At 35.9% G+C, this 18,166-nt stretch carries 18 protein-coding genes and 1 pseudogene; 12 read left to right on the top strand and 7 right to left on the bottom strand.

Annotated features, from left to right (window positions below; all coding sequences use genetic code 11):
- Positions 1–72 precede the first annotated feature (72 nt).
- Positions 73–960, bottom strand: coding sequence for a formyltetrahydrofolate deformylase (purU, locus tag MKX65_RS14425; protein WP_445677953.1), 888 nt, complete (start codon positions 958–960; stop codon positions 73–75).
- A gap of 133 nt (positions 961–1,093) precedes the next feature.
- Entirely contained in the window at positions 1,094–1,780 is a 687-nt protein-coding gene (locus MKX65_RS14420; RefSeq protein WP_340904168.1) for a TVP38/TMEM64 family protein, read from the bottom strand.
- Between the two features lie 299 nt (positions 1,781–2,079).
- Here MKX65_RS14420 and MKX65_RS14415 point away from each other — a divergent pair, with 299 nt between their 5' ends.
- Positions 2,080–3,573, top strand: a complete 1,494-nt coding sequence (locus MKX65_RS14415) for an amino acid carrier protein (protein ID WP_160548644.1) — start codon at positions 2,080–2,082, stop codon at positions 3,571–3,573.
- 177 nt (positions 3,574–3,750) lie between these two features.
- Positions 3,751–4,491, top strand: coding sequence for a DUF2161 domain-containing phosphodiesterase (locus MKX65_RS14410; protein WP_160548645.1), 741 nt, complete (start codon positions 3,751–3,753; stop codon positions 4,489–4,491).
- Positions 4,492–4,513: 22 nt separating this feature from the next.
- Here the strand turns inward: MKX65_RS14410 and MKX65_RS14405 are convergent, their stop codons facing one another.
- On the bottom strand, positions 4,514–4,732 hold the full coding sequence (locus tag MKX65_RS14405; RefSeq protein ID WP_160548646.1) for a hypothetical protein: 219 nt from the start codon (positions 4,730–4,732) through the stop codon (positions 4,514–4,516).
- Between the two features lie 166 nt (positions 4,733–4,898).
- On the opposite strand from MKX65_RS14405, the gene MKX65_RS14400 reads away from it, so the two are divergent.
- From MKX65_RS14400 to MKX65_RS14390, 3 genes are read left to right on the top strand one after another with little or no spacing between them, the layout of a single operon-like run.
- Positions 4,899–5,675: an SGNH/GDSL hydrolase family protein gene (locus MKX65_RS14400; protein WP_160548647.1), complete on the top strand. Its 777-nt coding sequence runs from the start codon at positions 4,899–4,901 to the stop codon at positions 5,673–5,675.
- A 10-nt stretch (positions 5,676–5,685) separates the two neighbouring features.
- Positions 5,686–6,594 (top strand): ABC transporter ATP-binding protein, encoded by a 909-nt coding sequence (locus MKX65_RS14395; RefSeq protein ID WP_160548648.1) that lies wholly within the window; start codon positions 5,686–5,688, stop codon positions 6,592–6,594.
- Entirely contained in the window at positions 6,587–7,567 is a 981-nt protein-coding gene (locus MKX65_RS14390; RefSeq protein WP_340904164.1) for an ABC transporter permease, read from the top strand. Before MKX65_RS14395 ends, MKX65_RS14390 begins: the two co-directional genes overlap by 8 nt.
- Before the next feature lie 26 nt (positions 7,568–7,593).
- Here the strand turns inward: MKX65_RS14390 and MKX65_RS14385 are convergent, their stop codons facing one another.
- Together MKX65_RS14385 and MKX65_RS14380 are read right to left on the bottom strand one after the other, a co-directional pair.
- A complete protein-coding gene (locus tag MKX65_RS14385) occupies positions 7,594–8,901 on the bottom strand; it encodes an ATP-binding protein (RefSeq protein WP_340904163.1) in 1,308 nt (435 codons plus the stop codon).
- 208 nt (positions 8,902–9,109) lie between these two features.
- Positions 9,110–9,463, bottom strand: coding sequence for a coiled-coil domain-containing protein (locus tag MKX65_RS14380; RefSeq protein WP_340904162.1), 354 nt, complete (start codon positions 9,461–9,463; stop codon positions 9,110–9,112).
- Positions 9,464–9,885: 422 nt separating this feature from the next.
- Between MKX65_RS14380 and MKX65_RS14375 the strand changes: the two genes are divergently transcribed.
- Both MKX65_RS14375 and MKX65_RS14370 read left to right on the top strand, forming a co-directional pair.
- Positions 9,886–10,677 (top strand): TIGR00266 family protein, encoded by a 792-nt coding sequence (locus MKX65_RS14375; protein ID WP_340904161.1) that lies wholly within the window; start codon positions 9,886–9,888, stop codon positions 10,675–10,677.
- Between the two features lie 248 nt (positions 10,678–10,925).
- Complete coding sequence (locus tag MKX65_RS14370) at positions 10,926–11,645, top strand: YebC/PmpR family DNA-binding transcriptional regulator (protein ID WP_119708731.1); 720 nt, start codon at positions 10,926–10,928, stop codon at positions 11,643–11,645.
- Positions 11,646–11,702: 57 nt separating this feature from the next.
- Here the strand turns inward: MKX65_RS14370 and MKX65_RS14365 are convergent.
- Positions 11,703–11,867, bottom strand: a pseudogene (locus tag MKX65_RS14365) (IS3 family transposase); the annotation flags it as partial.
- Between the two features lie 209 nt (positions 11,868–12,076).
- Between MKX65_RS14365 and MKX65_RS14360 the strand changes: the two are divergent.
- Positions 12,077–12,484 (top strand): GtrA family protein, encoded by a 408-nt coding sequence (locus tag MKX65_RS14360; RefSeq protein WP_160547003.1) that lies wholly within the window; start codon positions 12,077–12,079, stop codon positions 12,482–12,484.
- Positions 12,485–12,568: 84 nt separating this feature from the next.
- Here MKX65_RS14360 and MKX65_RS14355 read toward each other — a convergent pair whose 3' ends face one another.
- Positions 12,569–13,495: a MerR family transcriptional regulator gene (locus MKX65_RS14355; protein WP_340904158.1), complete on the bottom strand. Its 927-nt coding sequence runs from the start codon at positions 13,493–13,495 to the stop codon at positions 12,569–12,571.
- A 254-nt stretch (positions 13,496–13,749) separates the two neighbouring features.
- On the opposite strand from MKX65_RS14355, the gene MKX65_RS14350 reads away from it, so the two are divergent.
- The 4 genes from MKX65_RS14350 to MKX65_RS14335 all read left to right on the top strand — a co-directional run bounded on the left by MKX65_RS14350 (position 13,750) and on the right by MKX65_RS14335 (position 18,142).
- Complete coding sequence (locus MKX65_RS14350) at positions 13,750–14,733, top strand: zinc-binding dehydrogenase (protein ID WP_340904156.1); 984 nt, start codon at positions 13,750–13,752, stop codon at positions 14,731–14,733.
- Between the two features lie 161 nt (positions 14,734–14,894).
- On the top strand, positions 14,895–15,290 hold the full coding sequence (locus MKX65_RS14345) for a GntR family transcriptional regulator (protein ID WP_160547006.1): 396 nt from the start codon (positions 14,895–14,897) through the stop codon (positions 15,288–15,290).
- Positions 15,277–16,176: an ABC transporter ATP-binding protein gene (locus tag MKX65_RS14340; RefSeq protein WP_340904155.1), complete on the top strand. Its 900-nt coding sequence runs from the start codon at positions 15,277–15,279 to the stop codon at positions 16,174–16,176. Before MKX65_RS14345 ends, MKX65_RS14340 begins: the two co-directional genes overlap by 14 nt.
- Positions 16,151–18,142, top strand: coding sequence for a DUF6449 domain-containing protein (locus tag MKX65_RS14335; protein WP_340904153.1), 1,992 nt, complete (start codon positions 16,151–16,153; stop codon positions 18,140–18,142). Before MKX65_RS14340 ends, MKX65_RS14335 begins: the two co-directional genes overlap by 26 nt.
- Positions 18,143–18,166: the final 24 nt, after the last annotated feature.

Below are 18,166 nucleotides of genomic sequence, written 5' to 3'. Positions count from 1 at the left end.
GAAAATCCATTTGTGAATAAAAGAAAAAACACCGGTATATGTAGATATTTGCCGGTGTTTTGGTGAAGTGTATTAGTCAAAGACGATGGTTTTGTTTCCAAACGGAATGATTCTATGGCTATTATGCCATTTTACCGCCTTTAATAGTACCTTCCTTTCAACTTGACTTCCAATTTTCTTTAAGTCAGACAGTTCGTGATGATGTTTGACACGTTCGATATCTTGTTCAATAATTGGTCCTTCGTCTAGATCATCAGTTACATAATGGGCTGTTGCACCAATTAATTTAACTCCTCTTTCATAAGCACGCTTATAAGGATTCGCTCCGACAAAGGCAGGTAGGAAAGAGTGGTGAATATTAATTATTTGGCATGGATAATGCTCGATAAATGAGGGAGACAAAATTTGCATGTATCTTGCTAAAACAATGGTATCTATTTCATACTCTTTTAAGAGTTCCAATTGCTTCTTTTCAACTTCTTCTTTTGTTTCACGAGTAATTGGTAAATAGTAAAAAGGAATGTTAACATTCTCAACATATTCTTTTAAATCCTCATGGTTTCCAATAACTAATTTAATATCGCCTAGCAAATCCCCACGTTGCCATTCTAGTAATAATTCGAGGAGACAGTGATTCTCCTTTGAAACAAAAATGGCTAAGTTTTGTGATTCATTTCCATAATTAAAGGAATACTTCATGTCAAATATTTCGGATAGAAGTTGGAATGATTTTTCTATAGATGATTTTTTATGTTCTAAATCTGAACATTCGAATTCGATCCGTAAGAAAAAATGACCGGCTTCTGGGTCAGTTGAATGTTGGTTTGAATCGATAATATTGCAGTCATGGTTAAATAATGTAGTTGAAACCTTCGAAACGATGCCTGGTCTATCAGGGCAACTGATAAGTAGGATTCCACGATTGTTTCTTTTTTCTTTTATGTCGTGTTGCAAGGTAATCCCCCTCGTTGTAATTATATTGTCCAATCATACTACAGACAAAGGTAGTTTTGTACATAAATATTTTTGTTATGTGAAGTTTGTTAATTTTCAGAACACAGGAATAATCCTAGAAGTAAAACTAGGATTATTTTTATTCCTCTATTTTAGAAGGAGTTTTTTTTGTAGCTCTTATTTTGCTGTAAATATAATAAAAGATGAGAACAAGGAGGAATACTCCTCCAATTATATATTCATTAATAGAGGAGGATAAAAAACCGGCAGGAATAAGTGCTAAAACGAAAAAGTAAATAAAGTTACCAAATAGAGTTCCGAAAAAAAAGCTAGAAAACTTAATGGAACTGACCCCGGCTAAAATATTCACCAAACTAGTGGGGACAAAAGGAAATATTCTAGCCTCAAAAACATAAAGGAATCCTTTATTTTCAACTTTTTCGACTAGCTTTTCATCTACCTTGCTAAGAAGCCAGCTTTGAAATAAATTGCGAACAAGAAAGAAGATAATGATGGCAGCAAAAATACTTGTTAACCAGCTCCATAAAAAACCTAATATAAAGCCAAAAAAGGTGATATTAATGGTTATTACTACTAGTAGTGGGATGAGCGTGAACGTGTTTTGAATAAGCATGAAAAATGTTGAAAACAGCAAAATACTAATTCGATTGTTTCCAACAAATGTTTTTATCTTCTGTAAGTCACCCTCAACGATTGCTTCAAACAGTGCAGTATTTTTTAGGAAAATAAAAATTGCTAAAATAATTAAAACAAAAACCACATTTCTCCAACTTAAAAATAGCCCGTTTATAGATCGATTTTTCATATAAGTTTCATTAAGTGGGTGACACAATAATCAACCACTGCTTCCCCTTTATCTAGAGTATTTTCGCCTTGTTTATCTTATTAACTCTACGCCAATAGTGTACCACAAAGAGGGTGTCAGACACCCTAAAAAGACAAAATGGGCATTTTTGTCCGTGTGGAATGGACAGTGTAATGAAATTCTATTGTAAAATAATCTTACAAGATAAATCTAAATATTTAAAAAATTAAAAATAATCCTTTTCAATTGTGACAACTCTTATTATAATTAAAAAATAATATACTAAAGGGGGAATTTATTTGGAAGATTTCGTAAATTGGTTGAATGGGATTATATGGAGTCCAGCACTTATTTATTTATGCTTAGGAGTAGGATTGTATTTTTCACTTGCAACTAGATTTTTACAGGTTCGCCATATGGGTGATATTGGAAAGTTGATGTTCCAAAAGCATTCATCAGAAAATGGTATTACTTCATTTCAGGCTTTATCTTTAGCGCTATCTGGACGTGTAGGTACAGGTAATATCGCAGGTGTTGCTACAGCAATTGCTTACGGTGGACCTGGTGCTGTTTTTTGGATGTGGTTAATTGCGTTTTTAGGAGCTGGATCTGCGTTTGTTGAGGCTGCACTTGGTCAAGTGTACAAAGTAAAACAAAACGGTCAATATCGTGGGGGACCTGCTTTCTATATTGAAAAAGGTTTGAAAATGAAATGGTATGCCGTTTTATTCGCATTTGTTACGGTACTTGCAACGGGTGCTTTGCTTCCAGGTGTTCAAGCCAATAGCATCGCCGCGGGTATGGACAACGCTTTTGGTATTAGTCCTGCAATTACAGGAACAATTGTTGTTTTCGTCTTAGCTGTTATCATCTTTGGTGGAGTAAAGCGTATTGCACGTACAGCTGAGATTATCGTACCATTTATGGCAGTTGGGTATATTATTGTAGCATTAGCAATTATTGTATTAAATATTTCTGAGTTACCAGGAGTTATTTCATTAATTTTCTCAAGTGCTTTTGGCCAAGATGCTGCTTTTGGTGGAATACTTGGATCTGCTATTGCTTGGGGAGTAAAGCGTGGGATATATTCAAACGAAGCGGGTCAAGGTACAGCACCGCATGCGGCCTCAGCAGCAGAAGTTTCGCATCCAGCGAAGCAAGGGATTGTTCAAGCTTTCTCGGTGTATATCGATACATTATTCGTTTGTTCAGCAACAGCGTTTATGATTTTAATTACAGGTATGTACAATGTTACTCCTGAAGGGGCCGACCCAATTCGTACAAATTTAGAAGGAGTAGAACCAGGTCCTGAATATACTCAAGCTGCGGTTGAGTCTGTAATGCCAGGATTTGGTGGTCCATTTGTTGCAATTGCTTTATTGTTCTTTGCATTCACAACAATCATGGCGTACTACTATATGGCTGAAACAAATCTTGCTTACATAAATGGCAAGAAGAGCCGTAAATGGATGGACTATATATTACGTGTAGTGTTCCTATTTATGGTGTTCTACGGCAGTGTAAAGACAGCGGGTCTTGCTTGGACGCTAGGTGATATTGGGGTAGGAAGTATGGCGTGGCTTAACATTATTGCGATTGTACTCCTAACGAAGCCAGCATTGAAACTTCTTCGTGACTATGAAGAACAAAAGAAAGCTGGAAAAGACCCTGTATTCGACCCAGTTAAAGTCGGAATTGAAAATGCAGATTTCTGGGAAAAGGATTATGTGTATCTTGGAGATCACGAGGATACTAGAAAAGAATTTGAAAATAGTAAAACAATAAGTAAATAGGTTGTTCTTAAAGCTCATATTCGATTTGGGAGAGTTCATTTCACCAAATCAATATGAGCTTATTTATTTGCGAACTGTCCACCTGAGGAGGACAAAAAGGGGGAAGTGTCCACGAAGGGTGTCTGACGCCTACCTGGTGTGGTATACTTTTCGAAAAGGGCTAGAAGGGGAACGGGAATGGTAAGCAAGGAAAAGAAGCTCTACGAAGTAGATTTATATAAACCGATTCAAAAGTTTTTTTCTAAGCTTGGATATGAGGTACAGGGAGAAGTTCACCATTGCGATGTCGTGGCTCTAAAGAATGATGAGTTAATCGTTGTAGAATTGAAATTATCATTAACAGTTGACCTCCTTATGCAAGCGACTAAAAGGCAGAAGCTAACGGATCAAGTGTATATTGCAATTCCAAAACCAAAATATAAGATGAACTCTAAAAAATGGCATGATCTTTGTCACTTATTAAAAAGGCTAGAATTAGGGTTGATTGTTGTCTCTTTTTTAAAAAGCGGCCCCAAAATGGAAATCTGTTTTTCTCCACAACCATTTAACAAACAGCGAAATAAGAACTATCATGTAAGAAAACGGAAAAAGTTGATTGAGGAAATGATGGGAAGAAACGTTAATTACAATGTGGGTGGTAGTTCGAAAACAAAAATTATGACCGCATACAAGGAGAACTGTATACAAATTGCAAGTTTGTTAGAAAGAAACGGCCCGATGACTCCAAGGGCACTCCGACAACAAGGGACGGGTGAGAAGACATTATCGATTCTTTCAAAAAATTATTATGGCTGGTTTGAAAAAGTAAACAGAGGTGTATATACCATTTCTGATGTAGGAAAAAAAGAGTTGGGAAATTTCCCTGAAGTTGTTAATCATTTCCTAGTTGCTGAAGCTAAACATAATGAAAAACACTAGCTTCGAGCTAGTGTTTTTCACATTATGATGATTTTTGTTGGTCCTCTAAATGGATGAGGGAACCTTTTTTTATCCAATATTGAAAGCTATCAAGTGGAAATACACCTCTGCAACTAGAGTTTTCCATTTGAATCACGACACCATCTCTTGTTAGCTCTACAATTTTCAGTGTGTCAGATTTGCTGATATTTGGGATGAAACTTTTTGTCATTTCAAATGACATATTGTTCATTAAATCCATTGCTCATACTCCTTAATGGTAACTTTCTTTCCTTTTAATTTGTCCAAAATTAGATATTATATCCATAATTTAGTAAAGAATTTTTAAAAGAAGGTCAAATTTGAACAAACCGGTTTCAGTCAGTAAAATAAGAGTATAGACTGATACTGGAATTAGGAGAAAAAATATGAATAAGACTTATGTTACCGTTGTCTCTTTCCTGTCAATTGGAGCATTTCTGTTGCTGCTTTTGGGTTTTTCATGGACCATTCACAACCAAATGAGTAAACAAGAATCAATGGTAAGGGAACAAACACAAGTAGAGGAAATTGTAAACGAAAAGCAAGGGAAAACCATTGTTGCACTTGGCGATTCTCTAACAAGGGGTACAGGTGATGAAGAAGGAAAAGGATATATTGGTTATTTAGTTGAAGAATTAGAAGAAAAAACGGATGAAAAACTTACTCTTCATAATTATGGTGTGAAAGGGTACCGTTCAGAACAACTTCTAACTCAAGTAAAAGGGGAAACGATACAAAATCAAATCAGACATGCAGATGTTATTTTAATGACAATCGGGGGTAATGATTTGTTTCAAGGCGGACAAACCCTTGTTAGTCCGAAGCAAGACGAAATATCGGTTATAAAAGACCGATATGTAAAAAACCTGAAAGAGACCATTGATATTATTAAATCACTAAATGAAGATGCCGTCATTTTTCTTGTGGGCTTATACAATCCCTTTATTGACCTTGAGGAGGCTGTAACGACAACGGCAATTGTAAGAGATTGGAATTATTCAACCAATCAGCTTCTTGACCAATATCCGAATTCAGTTTTTGTACCAACCTTTGACTTATTTCAGCTCAAGGTGAATGACTACTTGTTTTCAGACAAGTTCCACCCAAATAGCAAAGGGTATCATTTAATTGCCGAAAGAGTTGCTTCACTAATAACATGGTAGGAGTTTTATAATGACGGAGATAACTTTATCTATTAAAGGATTACGAAAAAGAATAGGGAAAAGAGAAATTATAAAAGGACTAGACTTTGAGCTTAAAAGTGGTGAAGTATTTGGGTTTTTAGGACCTAACGGAGCAGGAAAGACAACAACCATTCGAATGTTAGTGGGCTTAATTCGTCCTACAGCAGGAAGCATATATGTTTGTGGATATGATGTAAAAAAGGATTTTGTTAAAGCTATGAGTCATTTAGGATGTATAGTAGAAAACCCGGAGCTTTATCCGTATTTAACTGGAATGGAAAATCTTCAACATTTTTCTCGTATGATACCAAACTTCGAATCCAAACATTTAGATTATGTGGTTAAATTAGTTAGACTTCAAGACAGAATTAATGATCCTGTTAAAACCTATTCACTCGGAATGAGACAAAGATTAGGAATTGCTCAGGCACTTCTAGGAAAGCCCAAGGTGTTAATTTTGGACGAGCCCACCAACGGATTAGATCCAATGGGAATACGTGAAATGAGAGAATTCATCCGGTTTTTAGCAGAAAAAGAAGGCTTAACTGTACTTGTATCAAGTCACTTACTCAGTGAAATACAATTAATGTGTGATAGGGTGGCTGTTATCTCCAAAGGAAGAGTAATTAAAGTGGATACGGTTAGCAATTTATTAAATCTTCAAGAACAATTAGTTTGGAAAGTGACTCCGTTTGAAAAGGGAATAAGCCTTCTGCAGACGGTTACATCGGTAAGTCTGGATGAAGAGAACCACTTAGTAACGCCGTTATCAGAAAAATCCTCTACGTGGAATCAAATGCTAGTAGAAAATGGAGTAGAGGTCCACGAAATCCAAAGGAAAGTGCCTACTCTTGAAGACCTATTCCTCGAATTAACAGGAGGAGAATCCGTTGAATAAGCTTATTTTTAATGAAATGCTAAAGATTATCCGGAAGAGAAAACTGGTTGTTGTTGTAGCAATTATGGCTGTTTTAATTAGTCTTTTTACATATGCACAGTTTAGGGAGGTTCAAAGGCAAATCGAAAAACTAGGAGATGTTGATTGGAGAACCACTTTACAGCAACAAATTGTTGATACACAAAACCGATTAACGAGTAGTGGTATATCGGATGAATGGAAAGCTCAGTTACAAATTCGTGTTCAGCAGCAACAATACTACCTAGATAATGATATTAATCCAGCAGAACCTGGTGCTCCTACATTTGTTCGCAGTTTTGCTCAAGAATCGATTACCCTCTTTGTTCCTTTATTAATTATGATTATTGCGGCAGACATTGTATCTTCAGAGAGGAGCGCGGGTACGGTAAAACTTTTATTAACGAGGCCGGTAAAAAGATGGAAGATTCTACTGAGCAAGTATGTTGCATTACTATTGTCCATTTCAATTATTGTAGTGCTTATGGGAGTACTAGCGTATCTGATCTCAGGAGTGGTGTTTGGATTTGGAGGTTGGGGGGCCCCAATTCTAACAGGTTTTACTAGCGTAGGAGGAGAACTTAATACTTCAAATGTTCAATTAATAGATCAGTGGCAGTATATTTTAATGGAGTTTGGCTTAGTCTGGTTCGTAGCTATTGTTGTCGGTACCATTAGTTTTATGTTGTCCGTTTTATTAAAAAGTACATCAGCTAGCATGGGAGTCATGCTTGCTGCTTTAATTGCGGGATTAATTTTGAGCAATCTTGTATCCTCCTGGCAGTCAGCGAAATATTTATTTATGATAAATCTTGATTTAACAGGATATTTAGCAGGAAGCTCTCCACCAGTACCGGGAATGACCCTTTTATTTTCTATTGGAGTATTAGTTGTTTGGGCAGTTGCTGCGTTACTTGTCTCTTTTACTGTCTTTGTACGACAAGATGTATATTAAAAAAGTACCACTTTTGTGGTACTTTTTTATATAACAGCAGAAATTTCAGCCTCCGTTAGTGGGAGAATCACTTCAAAAGTTGTTCCGATACCAACTTGGCTAGATATATGTATTTTTCCTTTGTGATTTTCAATTATTTTGAAGCAAGTTGTAAGACCTAAACCGGTTCCTTTTTCCTTGGTCGTGTAAAATGGTTGTCCGATCTTTTCAAGCGTTTCTTTTGGGATACCACATTCAGTATCAGAAAAATAAATCGATACATACTGGTTGTCATTTACAAGACTTACATGCACTTTTCCACCATTTTGCATAGCTTCAATCGCATTTTTAATGATATTTATAAACACTTGTTTAATCTGGTTTTCTTCCCCATACACCCAGATAGGCTTCTCATCTTTCTTCAGCATTATTTCAATACTATTCATATTTGCTTTTGTGCTGATAAGTGCAATTACATAGTCTAAAGTTTTAATGATGTCAAACTTTTTAAGATTGACTACTTGTGGCTTAGATAGAAGTAGCATCTCGCTTAATACAAGTTCAATCCTCTCAATCTCTGAAAATATCACATCGATATACTCTTTTTGAAGATGTCGTTGTTCTTTCAGTAACTGAATAAATCCAGAAATGGAGGTAAGCGGATTTCTTACTTCATGCGCGATAGCCGCAGACATATTTGCTACCACACTTAGCTTGTCAGAGTGTATGGCTAAGTCCTCGTTTAATTGAAGCAGTTTTAACTCTGAAAGCTTCCATTCGGTAATATCCGTTAATGTTCCAACCGTAGAAATTAGTTTTCCGTTATCGGTAAAGTTAAATTTAGAATTAACTTCTATCCAAACAAAGCCTCCATCCTTTTTACGTAAACGTACTTCTTCTTGGACAATCTGAGTGGAATGCTTTATCGTATCAATTGCTTTTTGATTCATCCATTCTTGGTCTTCATGGTACACATAAAATAAAAGGGAGCGACCAATACTCTCAAGGGGTGTATAGCCAGTTACAGTCTCCCAGGCAGGATTCAACACGGTTAAACAACCCAAGTGATCCGTTTGGTAGACTACTTGATTTAAATTGTTAAATAAATTTGTATTGGTTTCTAACAGTTTTTTGTAGTTTTCTTCGCTGTTTGAAAGCTTGTTAAATAGTACTTTTGATTTGTCAAAATACGACCCAAGGCACCAAGCGGTTATTGCGAATATAAATGTGAAAGGAAGGTCAAGCCATGGATCGTAGTCATAATTCTTTGCTACATAGAAAACCAAATTCCATGTAGTCATTCCAATCAAAAACGCAATAGTTGAGATTAATCTACCTTTGTAGCGTTCAAACATTGGGCCAACTCCATCTCATAAATACTTGTGATCATTCCTGATATTACTTAATATAACCTAATTTTGTTATCCTTGGAATAGAATTTCCTTTCTTTCTAATTTAAATTTCTAAAATTCAAACTATTTATTTCGTAATATAAAATAATAACGTGAAATGATAATAAGAAGAGGGGAAGAGATCAACAAATAGATTCTTCCCAGCATTCTATTAAAACTCCTCATCTTGAGTGGAAAATGGTATATTTAGACGTCTCTCAACTGATCTTAGTCTTTGGTTCAATCGACTTAGTCGACGAGTATGTTTTTCGTCGTTTTGGTTTAGTCGGACAATTTCCTGATTTATTCTGCCAATTTCTTTATTTACTCTTGTAAATTCTTGTATTTGACGTGTTAATTCTCGATTAAGTCGTTCAATTTCTCTTGACTGAGCTTCATTTTTTCTTTCTAAAGTGGATAATTTTCTTTCTATTCCTTGAAGTTGAGGTGGTTGTCGATAATAGTCATGAGTGGTTGTAGATGGGACTAGATATCCATTTGTAAAATAAGTAGGGTAGTGATACATTTGAGGCAGCTCTCCTTTAAGTTAGTTGGTATAATTTATGAATAACTTAAACATTTGACCGGGTAATAGCCTAGTGTAGATTTTTGTCACTCTTTACATTATTTCTCGGGAAAGCGCAAGACTTGACATTTAATGCGAAATCTGTGTCGGAAAATGTATTATGAAGACAATTATTGTCAGAAAATTATAAAAGGTAATTCGTGCAATCTGTCAGTTAGTGTAATATTATTTTTCTTAAAGGGAGAATTAAGTTGCTAACAGAATGATAGCATTTGCTATATCGGTGCTAAAGTTTTATACATAATAAAGTCGAAAAAAATAATTTTATGTTAGGAAACTTCTACTGCTTTTTTTCGTATAAACAAAGTAGTATTTTTTATGAAAATGAAAATAATAAACAGTTTAATGCGGAGGATATGTAAATGAATAATCATGAAATTGATTTTAAGATTTATGGAGATGACATGCAGTTTGTAGAAGTGGAGCTTGATCCAGGAGAAACGGTAGTGGCAGAAGCAGGGAGTTTAATGATGATGGAGGACCAAATTCACATGGAGACGATCTTTGGAGATGGTTCTTCTGGGGGCGGGGGCCTGATGGGAAAATTGCTTGGAGCCGGAAAAAGAATGATTACTGGTGAAAGCTTGTTTATGACGACATTCACGAACCAAGGTAGTGGGAAAAAGCATGTTTCCTTTGCTTCTCCATACCCAGGAAAAATAGTACCCATGGACCTAAGTGAGTTAGGGGGGAAAATTATTTGTCAAAAAGATGCATTTCTGGCTGCTGCAAAAGGGGTATCAGTGGGAATTGAATTCCAGAGAAAAATTGGGGCAGGATTTTTCGGTGGAGAAGGGTTTATCATGCAGAAGCTTGAAGGTGACGGAATGGCCTTTGTTCATGCTGGAGGGACCATTTATCAAAAAACGCTTGCACCTGGTGAAGTTCTGCGTGTCGATACAGGATGTTTAGTCGCGATGACAAAGGAAGTAGATTATAATATCGAAATGGTTAAAGGTGTCAAAACAGCTTTATTTGGTGGAGAAGGGTTGTTTTTTGCCACATTACGTGGACCCGGGACCGTTTGGATTCAATCTCTACCTTTCAGCCGTTTAGCGAGTCGAGTATTTGCTGCTGCTCCACAGGCAGGTGGAAATGGAAAAGACGAAGGTAGTCTATTGGGTGGCGTATTTAGAATGTTGGATGGAGATTAAAAAGAGACTTTTTTTACATGAGCTGCTACTGCAGCTTATTTTTTTTACTAATTGTCCACTGTCCGCCTGAGATGGACAAAAAAAGGAAAGTGTCCACGAAGGGTGTCTGTCACCGTTATTATCACCGTCATGATGTAATCGTTATTATTCTTTCGTAAATGAAGTTGTTGCGGTATAATATGTGATGTGATTAGGTATAAGCCTAGTTAGTAGGCAGATAGATACAAAGTTGAAAGAGAGTGTTCATAATGGGCCGTAAGTGGAACAATATTAAGGAAAAGAAGGCATCTAAGGATGCAAATACGAGTAGGGTCTACTCCAAATTTGCGTTAGAAATTTATGTAGCAGCAAAACAAGGTGAGCCGGATCCAGAATCAAACCAGGCACTTAAATTCGTGTTAGAACGAGCGAAAACGTATAACGTACCAAGAGTTATTATTGATCGTGCGATTGATAAGGCTAAGGGTGGAGCAGAAGAAAATTATGATGAGCTTCGTTACGAAGGCTTTGGACCTAGTGGATCAATGATCATTGTTGATGCACTTACCAATAACGTGAACCGTACAGCTTCTACCGTTCGCGCTGCTTTTGGCAAAAACGGTGGTAACATGGGAGTAAGTGGATCTGTTGCTTATATGTTTGATAATACTGCTGTATTTGGTATTGAGGGAAAAACGTCGGACGAGGTTCTTGAGTTATTAATGGAAGCAGATCTTGATGTTCGTGACATTATTGAAGAAGAGGATACTGTGATTGTTTATGCGGAACCCGATCAGTTCCACGCTGTACAGGTTGCTTTTAAAGATGCTGGAATTACAGAATTTACAGTTGCTGAGCTAACGATGCTCGCACAAAATGATATTAGCTTAGACCCAGAAGCTCAAGCGCAATTTGAAAAATTAATTGATGCATTAGAAGATTTAGAAGATGTACAACGTGTGTATCATAACGTTGATTTAGGAGAGTAAAAAAGAAACAGGTCTTTTTAATCTGGCACCCATGTCAAGGACACATGAAAAAAAGAGTTATGAAGCTAAAAGATGATTCCTATATTGAATAGGGGTCATCTTTTCTAAATTCCATTGATATCGATAATTGTTATAGTAAACCATGTAATGATTTATTTTCGCCTTCAGTTCATCTAATGTTTTACAAGACTGGTAGTCTACCTCATCCTTTAAATGCCCAAAGACTCGATTAATGCCTTTCTATGCGATAGCCAGCCGCTGATGAAACCAGTTAATTTACTCATTCATTTTCCTCCTCAATTGGATAATAACCACCTAGATAATTATATGATATGAACCTATTTCTAACAATTTTTTACTTCGTATAAATAATTTGTATTGTTTAGAAACATAATATGTCTGGATAAAAAATGGGTAAAGTAGTGAGATTTATGAAGAATCAGACACTTATTGAATTTATCAAGTTTTCAATTGTCGGAGCAATTAATACGATGGTTGATTTTGGTGTGTTTAGTTTGTTGTTTACAAATGGTTGTCCTATTTTATTGTCTCAAACTATCTCATATGGATGTGGAATGCTAAATAGTTATTTAATGAATCGTTCATGGACCTTTAAGGAGAATAAAAGAAATGAGTACTCTGAGTCCTTAAAGTATGTAGTAGCAAATGTAGCTACCTTAATTTTAGTGTCAGTGTTGATTCTTTTCTTTATCAACCTGTTTCATCTTCCAGTTTTATTAGCAAAGGTCATATGCACAGGTATTGGGATGGTATTTAACTTTATGAGTAGTAAGTTCTGGGTGTTTCAAAGGATCGAGAGAAGTAGGGGGTACGAGTGATTTGAAATAAATAGATGGAATATTGTCATTTCGAAAAAAAAGACAAAGCCAGGATCCACCCATACTTTGTCTCTCAATCGCATATTAATTTCCCCAGAGTTTCCACCAATTGCGCTTTTTTTCAGTTTTTGCTGCGGCGGCTTCACGGAAAGCTGAAACTAAATCTTGAAACCCTTCTTCGCGTTGATGAATGTGACTAGTAAATTCTTGGAGTTCGTGAATCGATTCTCGCAGCTGCTGTTGATCTTCATGCAAAGAAAAGGCAACTGTTCGAACATCATTTTTGACATCTGCTACGGTTTGAGACACTGCTGATAGAAGTTGGTCATTTTCTGCTTGAACGGTTTGATTCATATGCTCAATTTTTTGCTCAATGTTTTCGGAAGTTGCTTTCGAATGTTTCGCAATCGTTTCCGATAAGGTTCCGAATGTTTCAGAGGTATATTTCGAATTTGATTGAATTGCTTCAGTCAGAACTTGCATGTCAGCCTTTCGCTTATCATTTGATCTTTGAATAGATTTTGAAAGATCAATGACGGTTTGTAATGATGCATTTGCTAACTCGTGTTTGATTTCATCCATAAGGATGGAACGTTGCTCTAATATTTCCCGTCTAACTTCGTGAATCATGCCTTCTTTTAAAGTTTGCAGGCTAGCTTGAATATCAGTTAATTGTAATGAGTACTCGTTTGTTTTTTCCGTCTCGGCTACGTCTGTTGTAGCCAACACCATTTCGAATGATTCAGAGACAGATTCTGAAGGTGATTGTAAGTGCTTCTCTAGCAGGGTTCGAATCATTCCCTTGCCCACATTTTGAGCTCTCATAGCAGAAATTTTTTCTAATAGTTTAATTTCAACACTTGTATAATAACGCGCACCTTGCTTTGTACGCGGAATGACTAATAGTCCACTTAAATCTTTTTCCCACTGTCTAATCGTTCCAGAAGGAATTCCAAGTAGTTTTGAAACCTCTTGAATAGAATATGCTCTTGTAATTTCTTGATTTATCATAGTGACGTTCCTTTCTTATAATAATTTAGTGGTGTGCTAATATTAACAATTATTCTCTATGAAACTAGTTAGATTCCTGCCATAAGACAAAAGCTATCAAAACTAGTGTTCTTTCCCCAAAAGCTGAGGGAAAGTTTGGTTATTTGCGATTCGAGAGTCGAAATTAATAAAAAAACTCGAATGAAGAAGGTAGAAACTGTAAGTGTCAATCGCTAAACTAAAGGGAGAGTCAGAGAAAACAGGGAGGGTAAGGGATGAGAGCAATCGTATTACGTGAACTAGGAGGACCAGAGCAATTTCGACTAGAAAAAGTGGTGAAGCCCATACCGAATACTCATGAAGTGCTCGTAAAGTTAAAGGCTTCAGCATTGAACCGTCGTGATATTTATGTTCGAATGGGGCAATATCCATGTATTAAGATACCGGCAATACCAGGAGCAGATGGGGCTGGCGTGTTAGAAGATGGGTCTGAAGTTATTATCAATCCTGCAATAAATTGGGGTAAAAATGAAAACTTTTATTCGAAGGGATTTCATATTATCGGTGTTCCTTCAGATGGTACCTTTGCTGATTACATAAAAGTGCCTAAAGAAAATATATTTCAAAAGCCCACTTATCTTAGCTGGGAGGAAGCTGCAGCGCTTCCATTAGGAGGATTAACAGCCTACCGTGCGTTATTTACAAGAGGAAGACTACAAAAAGGGGAAACGGTATTAATTCCTGGGATTGGTGGTGGAGTTGCAACCTTTCTTCTACAAATGGCTACGGCTGTAAAAGCAAAGGTATTTGTTACGTCTAGTAGCGACGAGAAGATTAAAAAAGCGATAAGCATGGGAGCTTCGGGTGGTGTAAATTATAAGGAAGAAGGATGGGAGCAACTATTAAAGGAACAAATGAAAGGGTCGGCAGATCTCATTGTTGATAGTGTGGGAGGCTCTAGTTTTTCGAAATTAATTAATTTAGCTAGTAACGGGGGGAGAATTGTTAGTTTCGGAGCTACGGCTGGCCCAATTCCACAAATCGTCATGCCAAAAATATTTTTTAAGCACTTGGATATACTTGGTTCCACCATGGGTTCTCCAAAAGATTTTGCAAACATGCTGAAACTGTATGAAGAGCATCAATTACGCCCGGCTATAGATTCGGTTTATTCTTTAGAAGAGGTGCAACAAGCCCAAGATCGAATAGAGAAAGGATTTAATTTTGGAAAAGTTGTGCTGAAAATATCCAGCGAGTGATAACTATATGGCATAAAAAACACGGTCATTTTAACAGAATGACGGTGTTTTTTTATTTTTTTTTAAAAAACTCTTCTATTTTTTGGATATATAAAATATAATTCAACTGTACCATCTGTATTACGATTAATAGTACACTAGGTACAGATTGGAGGATGACCATGTTTGAGCTAGATATAAGAAGTCGAAAGCCAATATATGAGCAGCTGGTTGACAAGTTAAAAGAGCTTATCATTAGTGAAGTCATGAAAGCAGATGAACAGCTACCATCTGTTCGTGTAATGGCGCAGCAACTGACGATTAACCCGAATACGATCCAGAAAGCCTATAGAGAGCTTGAGATTCAAGGGTATATTTATTCAATCAAAGGAAAGGGGAGCTTTGTGAGTCCAGATACTCCAAAGCAAAACAGTGAAAAAATGAAGACAATTAAATCTGATCTAATAAAACTTTTGTCAGAAGCTATGTATCTTGGAATCACTAGTGATCAACTAGTCGAAATCATAAAGGAAGTGGAATCTACAATAGGGGGAGGGAGTAAGAGTGATTCAATTTAGTAAGGTAAGTAAGTCATTTGAGGGAACTGATGCGGTTGAAAATATAAACCTCCACATTCAAAAGGGTTCCATATATGGGTTGCTTGGAACAAATGGTGCGGGGAAAACTACTCTATTAAAGCTCTTAGCTGGAATTTATGTGCCTGATAACGGTTCTGTATTAGTTGATGAAAGCAAAGTATTTGAAAATAGTTACATAAAACAGCGTGTTTTCTTTATTCCTGACCAACCATTCTTCTTTTCACAATACACATTAGCTGATATGGGGAAATTTTATAAGAACATCTACGATAACTGGAATCAAGAAAGATATGTATTACTTGTGGATGCGTTTAAGATCGATGAAAAAAGAAAACTTCATAAATTCTCAAAAGGTGTCCAAAGACAGGCAGCGTTTATTCTAGCCTTGTCAACTATGCCTGAAATCCTTCTATTAGACGAGCCTATGGATGGACTGGATCCAGTTGTTCGGAAAAATATTAAAAGCTTAATTATTGAAGATGTAGCCTCAAGAGAAATGACGGTTCTTATCTCGTCCCATAATTTGCGTGAGGTTGAAGATATTTGTGATTATATAGGCATTTTGCATAAAGGAGAACTATTGATTGAGAAGGAACTTGATGACCTAAAGTCTGACACACATAAAATTCAAGTAGCATTCAAGGAAAATGTTCCGGAAAATCTATTTACCGATTTCAATCTTTTGCATCAAGAAAAAAGAGGGAGTGTCCTTATCTGTATTGTTAAAGGAAAAGAAGAGGAAATAGTAGGTAAAGTCATGGAATATCAACCTGTAATTCTCGATATTCTCCCATTAACATTAGAAGAAATCTTTATTTATGAAATGGAGGGTGTCGGATATGCCATCAAGAACATCTTTACTTAACACAGAGATATCAAAATTAATACTTAGAAGCTCAGGCTGGGTATCTATTATTTATTTTCTTGTTTTGTTGTTTGCTATTCCATTTGAAATATTAATGAGCACTACAAATGAGCGTTTGATGTTTGAACCCGCGAATGTGTTTCAATACAATCTGGAGCTTCAATATATTTTACTAATAGCTGTGCCAGTTTTATTGCCATTGTTCTTGTTTCATTTTATGCAGTCAAAACAAAGCTCAGATCTTATTCATAGTTTGCCAGTAAATAGACAAAAGTTATTCCATCAATACACCCTATCTGGTTGGTTTATGATAAACATACCTGTAGTCATTATTGCAGTGATTGTTTTCGTTCAGCGTAGTGTGCTGGATCTACAATCTATTTTAGTCATTGACTCTATTTTTTATTGGTTAGGGATGACAATTCTTTTTAATACCATCATATATATTAGTACAGTGTTTATCGGTATGGTCACAGGTATTTCTATTGTACAAGGTATTCTATCGTATGTTTTTCTGCTTTTACCAGTTGGATTATTTATATTAGGTGCATTTAACCTAAAGTTTTTTATGTTTGGTTTTCCAGATAGTTATCATCTTAACGGAAAAATACTATATTTATCTCCACTTACCATGTTAGAAGGAATACAAAAGATTTCAAATGAATTACCTTTATGGATTTATGCTGGTATATCTGTATTATTGTATTTCCTTAGTTTAGTACTTTATAAGAAGAGGAAACCGGAATCTGTATCACAAGCCGTTATTTTTCCAATATTAAAACCAATATTGAAATTAGGTATGACTGTTTGCTGTGCATTATTGGCGGCTGCCTACTTCGGTGACTATCGTGTGGTATCCGAAGGATGGCTATTCTTCGGATATCTATTTGGATCCTTTTTTGGTTATGTACTAGCTGAAATTCTACTTCATAAAACATGGAGAGTATTTGGTCATCTTAAAGGTTATTATCTATACTATGGAGGTATTCTGATAGTAATTATTGCTATTTTTCAGTTTGATCTAACTAACTATGAGAATCGAATTCCAGAGATAGAGGATATTCAAAGGGTGCATTTAAGCGATGGTCCGTATCTTTACTTGAATCCTGAGCAAAGTGGCTATTCAAAAGATACCTTCTATCTAAATGAAAACACTAACATTCAATTAGTTCACGATTTGCATAAGCAGATACTTTTCAATAAAGAAAGTAAAAGAGCATTAGGTGAACCATACGAAACCGCCTTTTTTGTGTATGAGTTAAAGAACGGAAAAAAATTGGTTCGTGAATACGAAATAAACAAAGAGGATTATTTGGCATACTACAAACCTATTCATGAATCAAAGGAATATAAAGAGGTAACCTATCCAGTGTTCAATTTAACAATGGATGAAATTAACATGATAACTATTGAGTCAATGGGTTATAAAAATGATCGTGCCGTAATTTCTGAGAAAGCGGATATTAAGGAATTTCTATCAATAATAAAGGAAGATATACTAGCCTCAACGTATGAAGAGATGTATAGCTCCAAGTCTTTTCAGTCTCATATTTCCTTTTCTTTGAATAATAGTAAGGAATACTACGGATACGCAGATCTCCCTGCCTTAGATACCTACCAAAGGCTCGAAAATTGGTTAGGTGAGAAAGAACTACTTGATAATGCCTTTATATCGGAGGAAGACATCGATTATGCTGTGGTTCTTGAAAAAGAAGACCTCGAAATTAATCCTGATGGATACTCAAATCATGAAGTTTTTACTAATATGAATAATCATCCAAACGCCAAAACCTTCAAAACGAAAGGTCAAATAAAAGAACTGATGGATATTACGGAAGATGCTTATTTACCAGATAGTAAAAAAACGTACGTAGTCGCCTATAAATTTAAAAATCAACAGGACCCTTATTTAGGAACGTTTGACAAGAGCAATACACCTGCATTTGTAACTGAACAATTTAAATAATTAATTACGGGGAAAGGGAGGAGT

The sequence above is a fragment of the Robertmurraya sp. FSL R5-0851 genome (assembly GCF_038002965.1).
Taxonomy (GTDB): domain Bacteria; phylum Bacillota; class Bacilli; order Bacillales; family Cytobacillaceae; genus Robertmurraya_A; species Robertmurraya_A beringensis.
This window is presented reverse-complemented; position numbering and strand designations above follow the sequence as displayed.

Coding starts and splice junctions, on each gene's coding strand:
- MKX65_RS14420 (WP_340904168.1), bottom strand. CDS start 1,780: ATGAAAAATCGATCTATAAACGGGCTATTTTTAAGTTGGAGAAATGTG.
- MKX65_RS14410 (WP_160548645.1), top strand. CDS start 3,751: ATGGTAAGCAAGGAAAAGAAGCTCTACGAAGTAGATTTATATAAACCG.
- MKX65_RS14405 (WP_160548646.1), bottom strand. CDS start 4,732: ATGGATTTAATGAACAATATGTCATTTGAAATGACAAAAAGTTTCATC.
- MKX65_RS14400 (WP_160548647.1), top strand. CDS start 4,899: ATGAATAAGACTTATGTTACCGTTGTCTCTTTCCTGTCAATTGGAGCA.
- MKX65_RS14395 (WP_160548648.1), top strand. CDS start 5,686: ATGACGGAGATAACTTTATCTATTAAAGGATTACGAAAAAGAATAGGG.
- MKX65_RS14385 (WP_340904163.1), bottom strand. CDS start 8,901: ATGTTTGAACGCTACAAAGGTAGATTAATCTCAACTATTGCGTTTTTG.
- MKX65_RS14380 (WP_340904162.1), bottom strand. CDS start 9,463: ATGTATCACTACCCTACTTATTTTACAAATGGATATCTAGTCCCATCT.
- MKX65_RS14375 (WP_340904161.1), top strand. CDS start 9,886: ATGAATAATCATGAAATTGATTTTAAGATTTATGGAGATGACATGCAG.
- MKX65_RS14370 (WP_119708731.1), top strand. CDS start 10,926: ATGGGCCGTAAGTGGAACAATATTAAGGAAAAGAAGGCATCTAAGGAT.
- MKX65_RS14360 (WP_160547003.1), top strand. CDS start 12,077: ATGAAGAATCAGACACTTATTGAATTTATCAAGTTTTCAATTGTCGGA.
- MKX65_RS14355 (WP_340904158.1), bottom strand. CDS start 13,495: ATGATAAATCAAGAAATTACAAGAGCATATTCTATTCAAGAGGTTTCA.
- MKX65_RS14350 (WP_340904156.1), top strand. CDS start 13,750: ATGAGAGCAATCGTATTACGTGAACTAGGAGGACCAGAGCAATTTCGA.
- MKX65_RS14345 (WP_160547006.1), top strand. CDS start 14,895: ATGTTTGAGCTAGATATAAGAAGTCGAAAGCCAATATATGAGCAGCTG.
- MKX65_RS14335 (WP_340904153.1), top strand. CDS start 16,151: ATGCCATCAAGAACATCTTTACTTAACACAGAGATATCAAAATTAATA.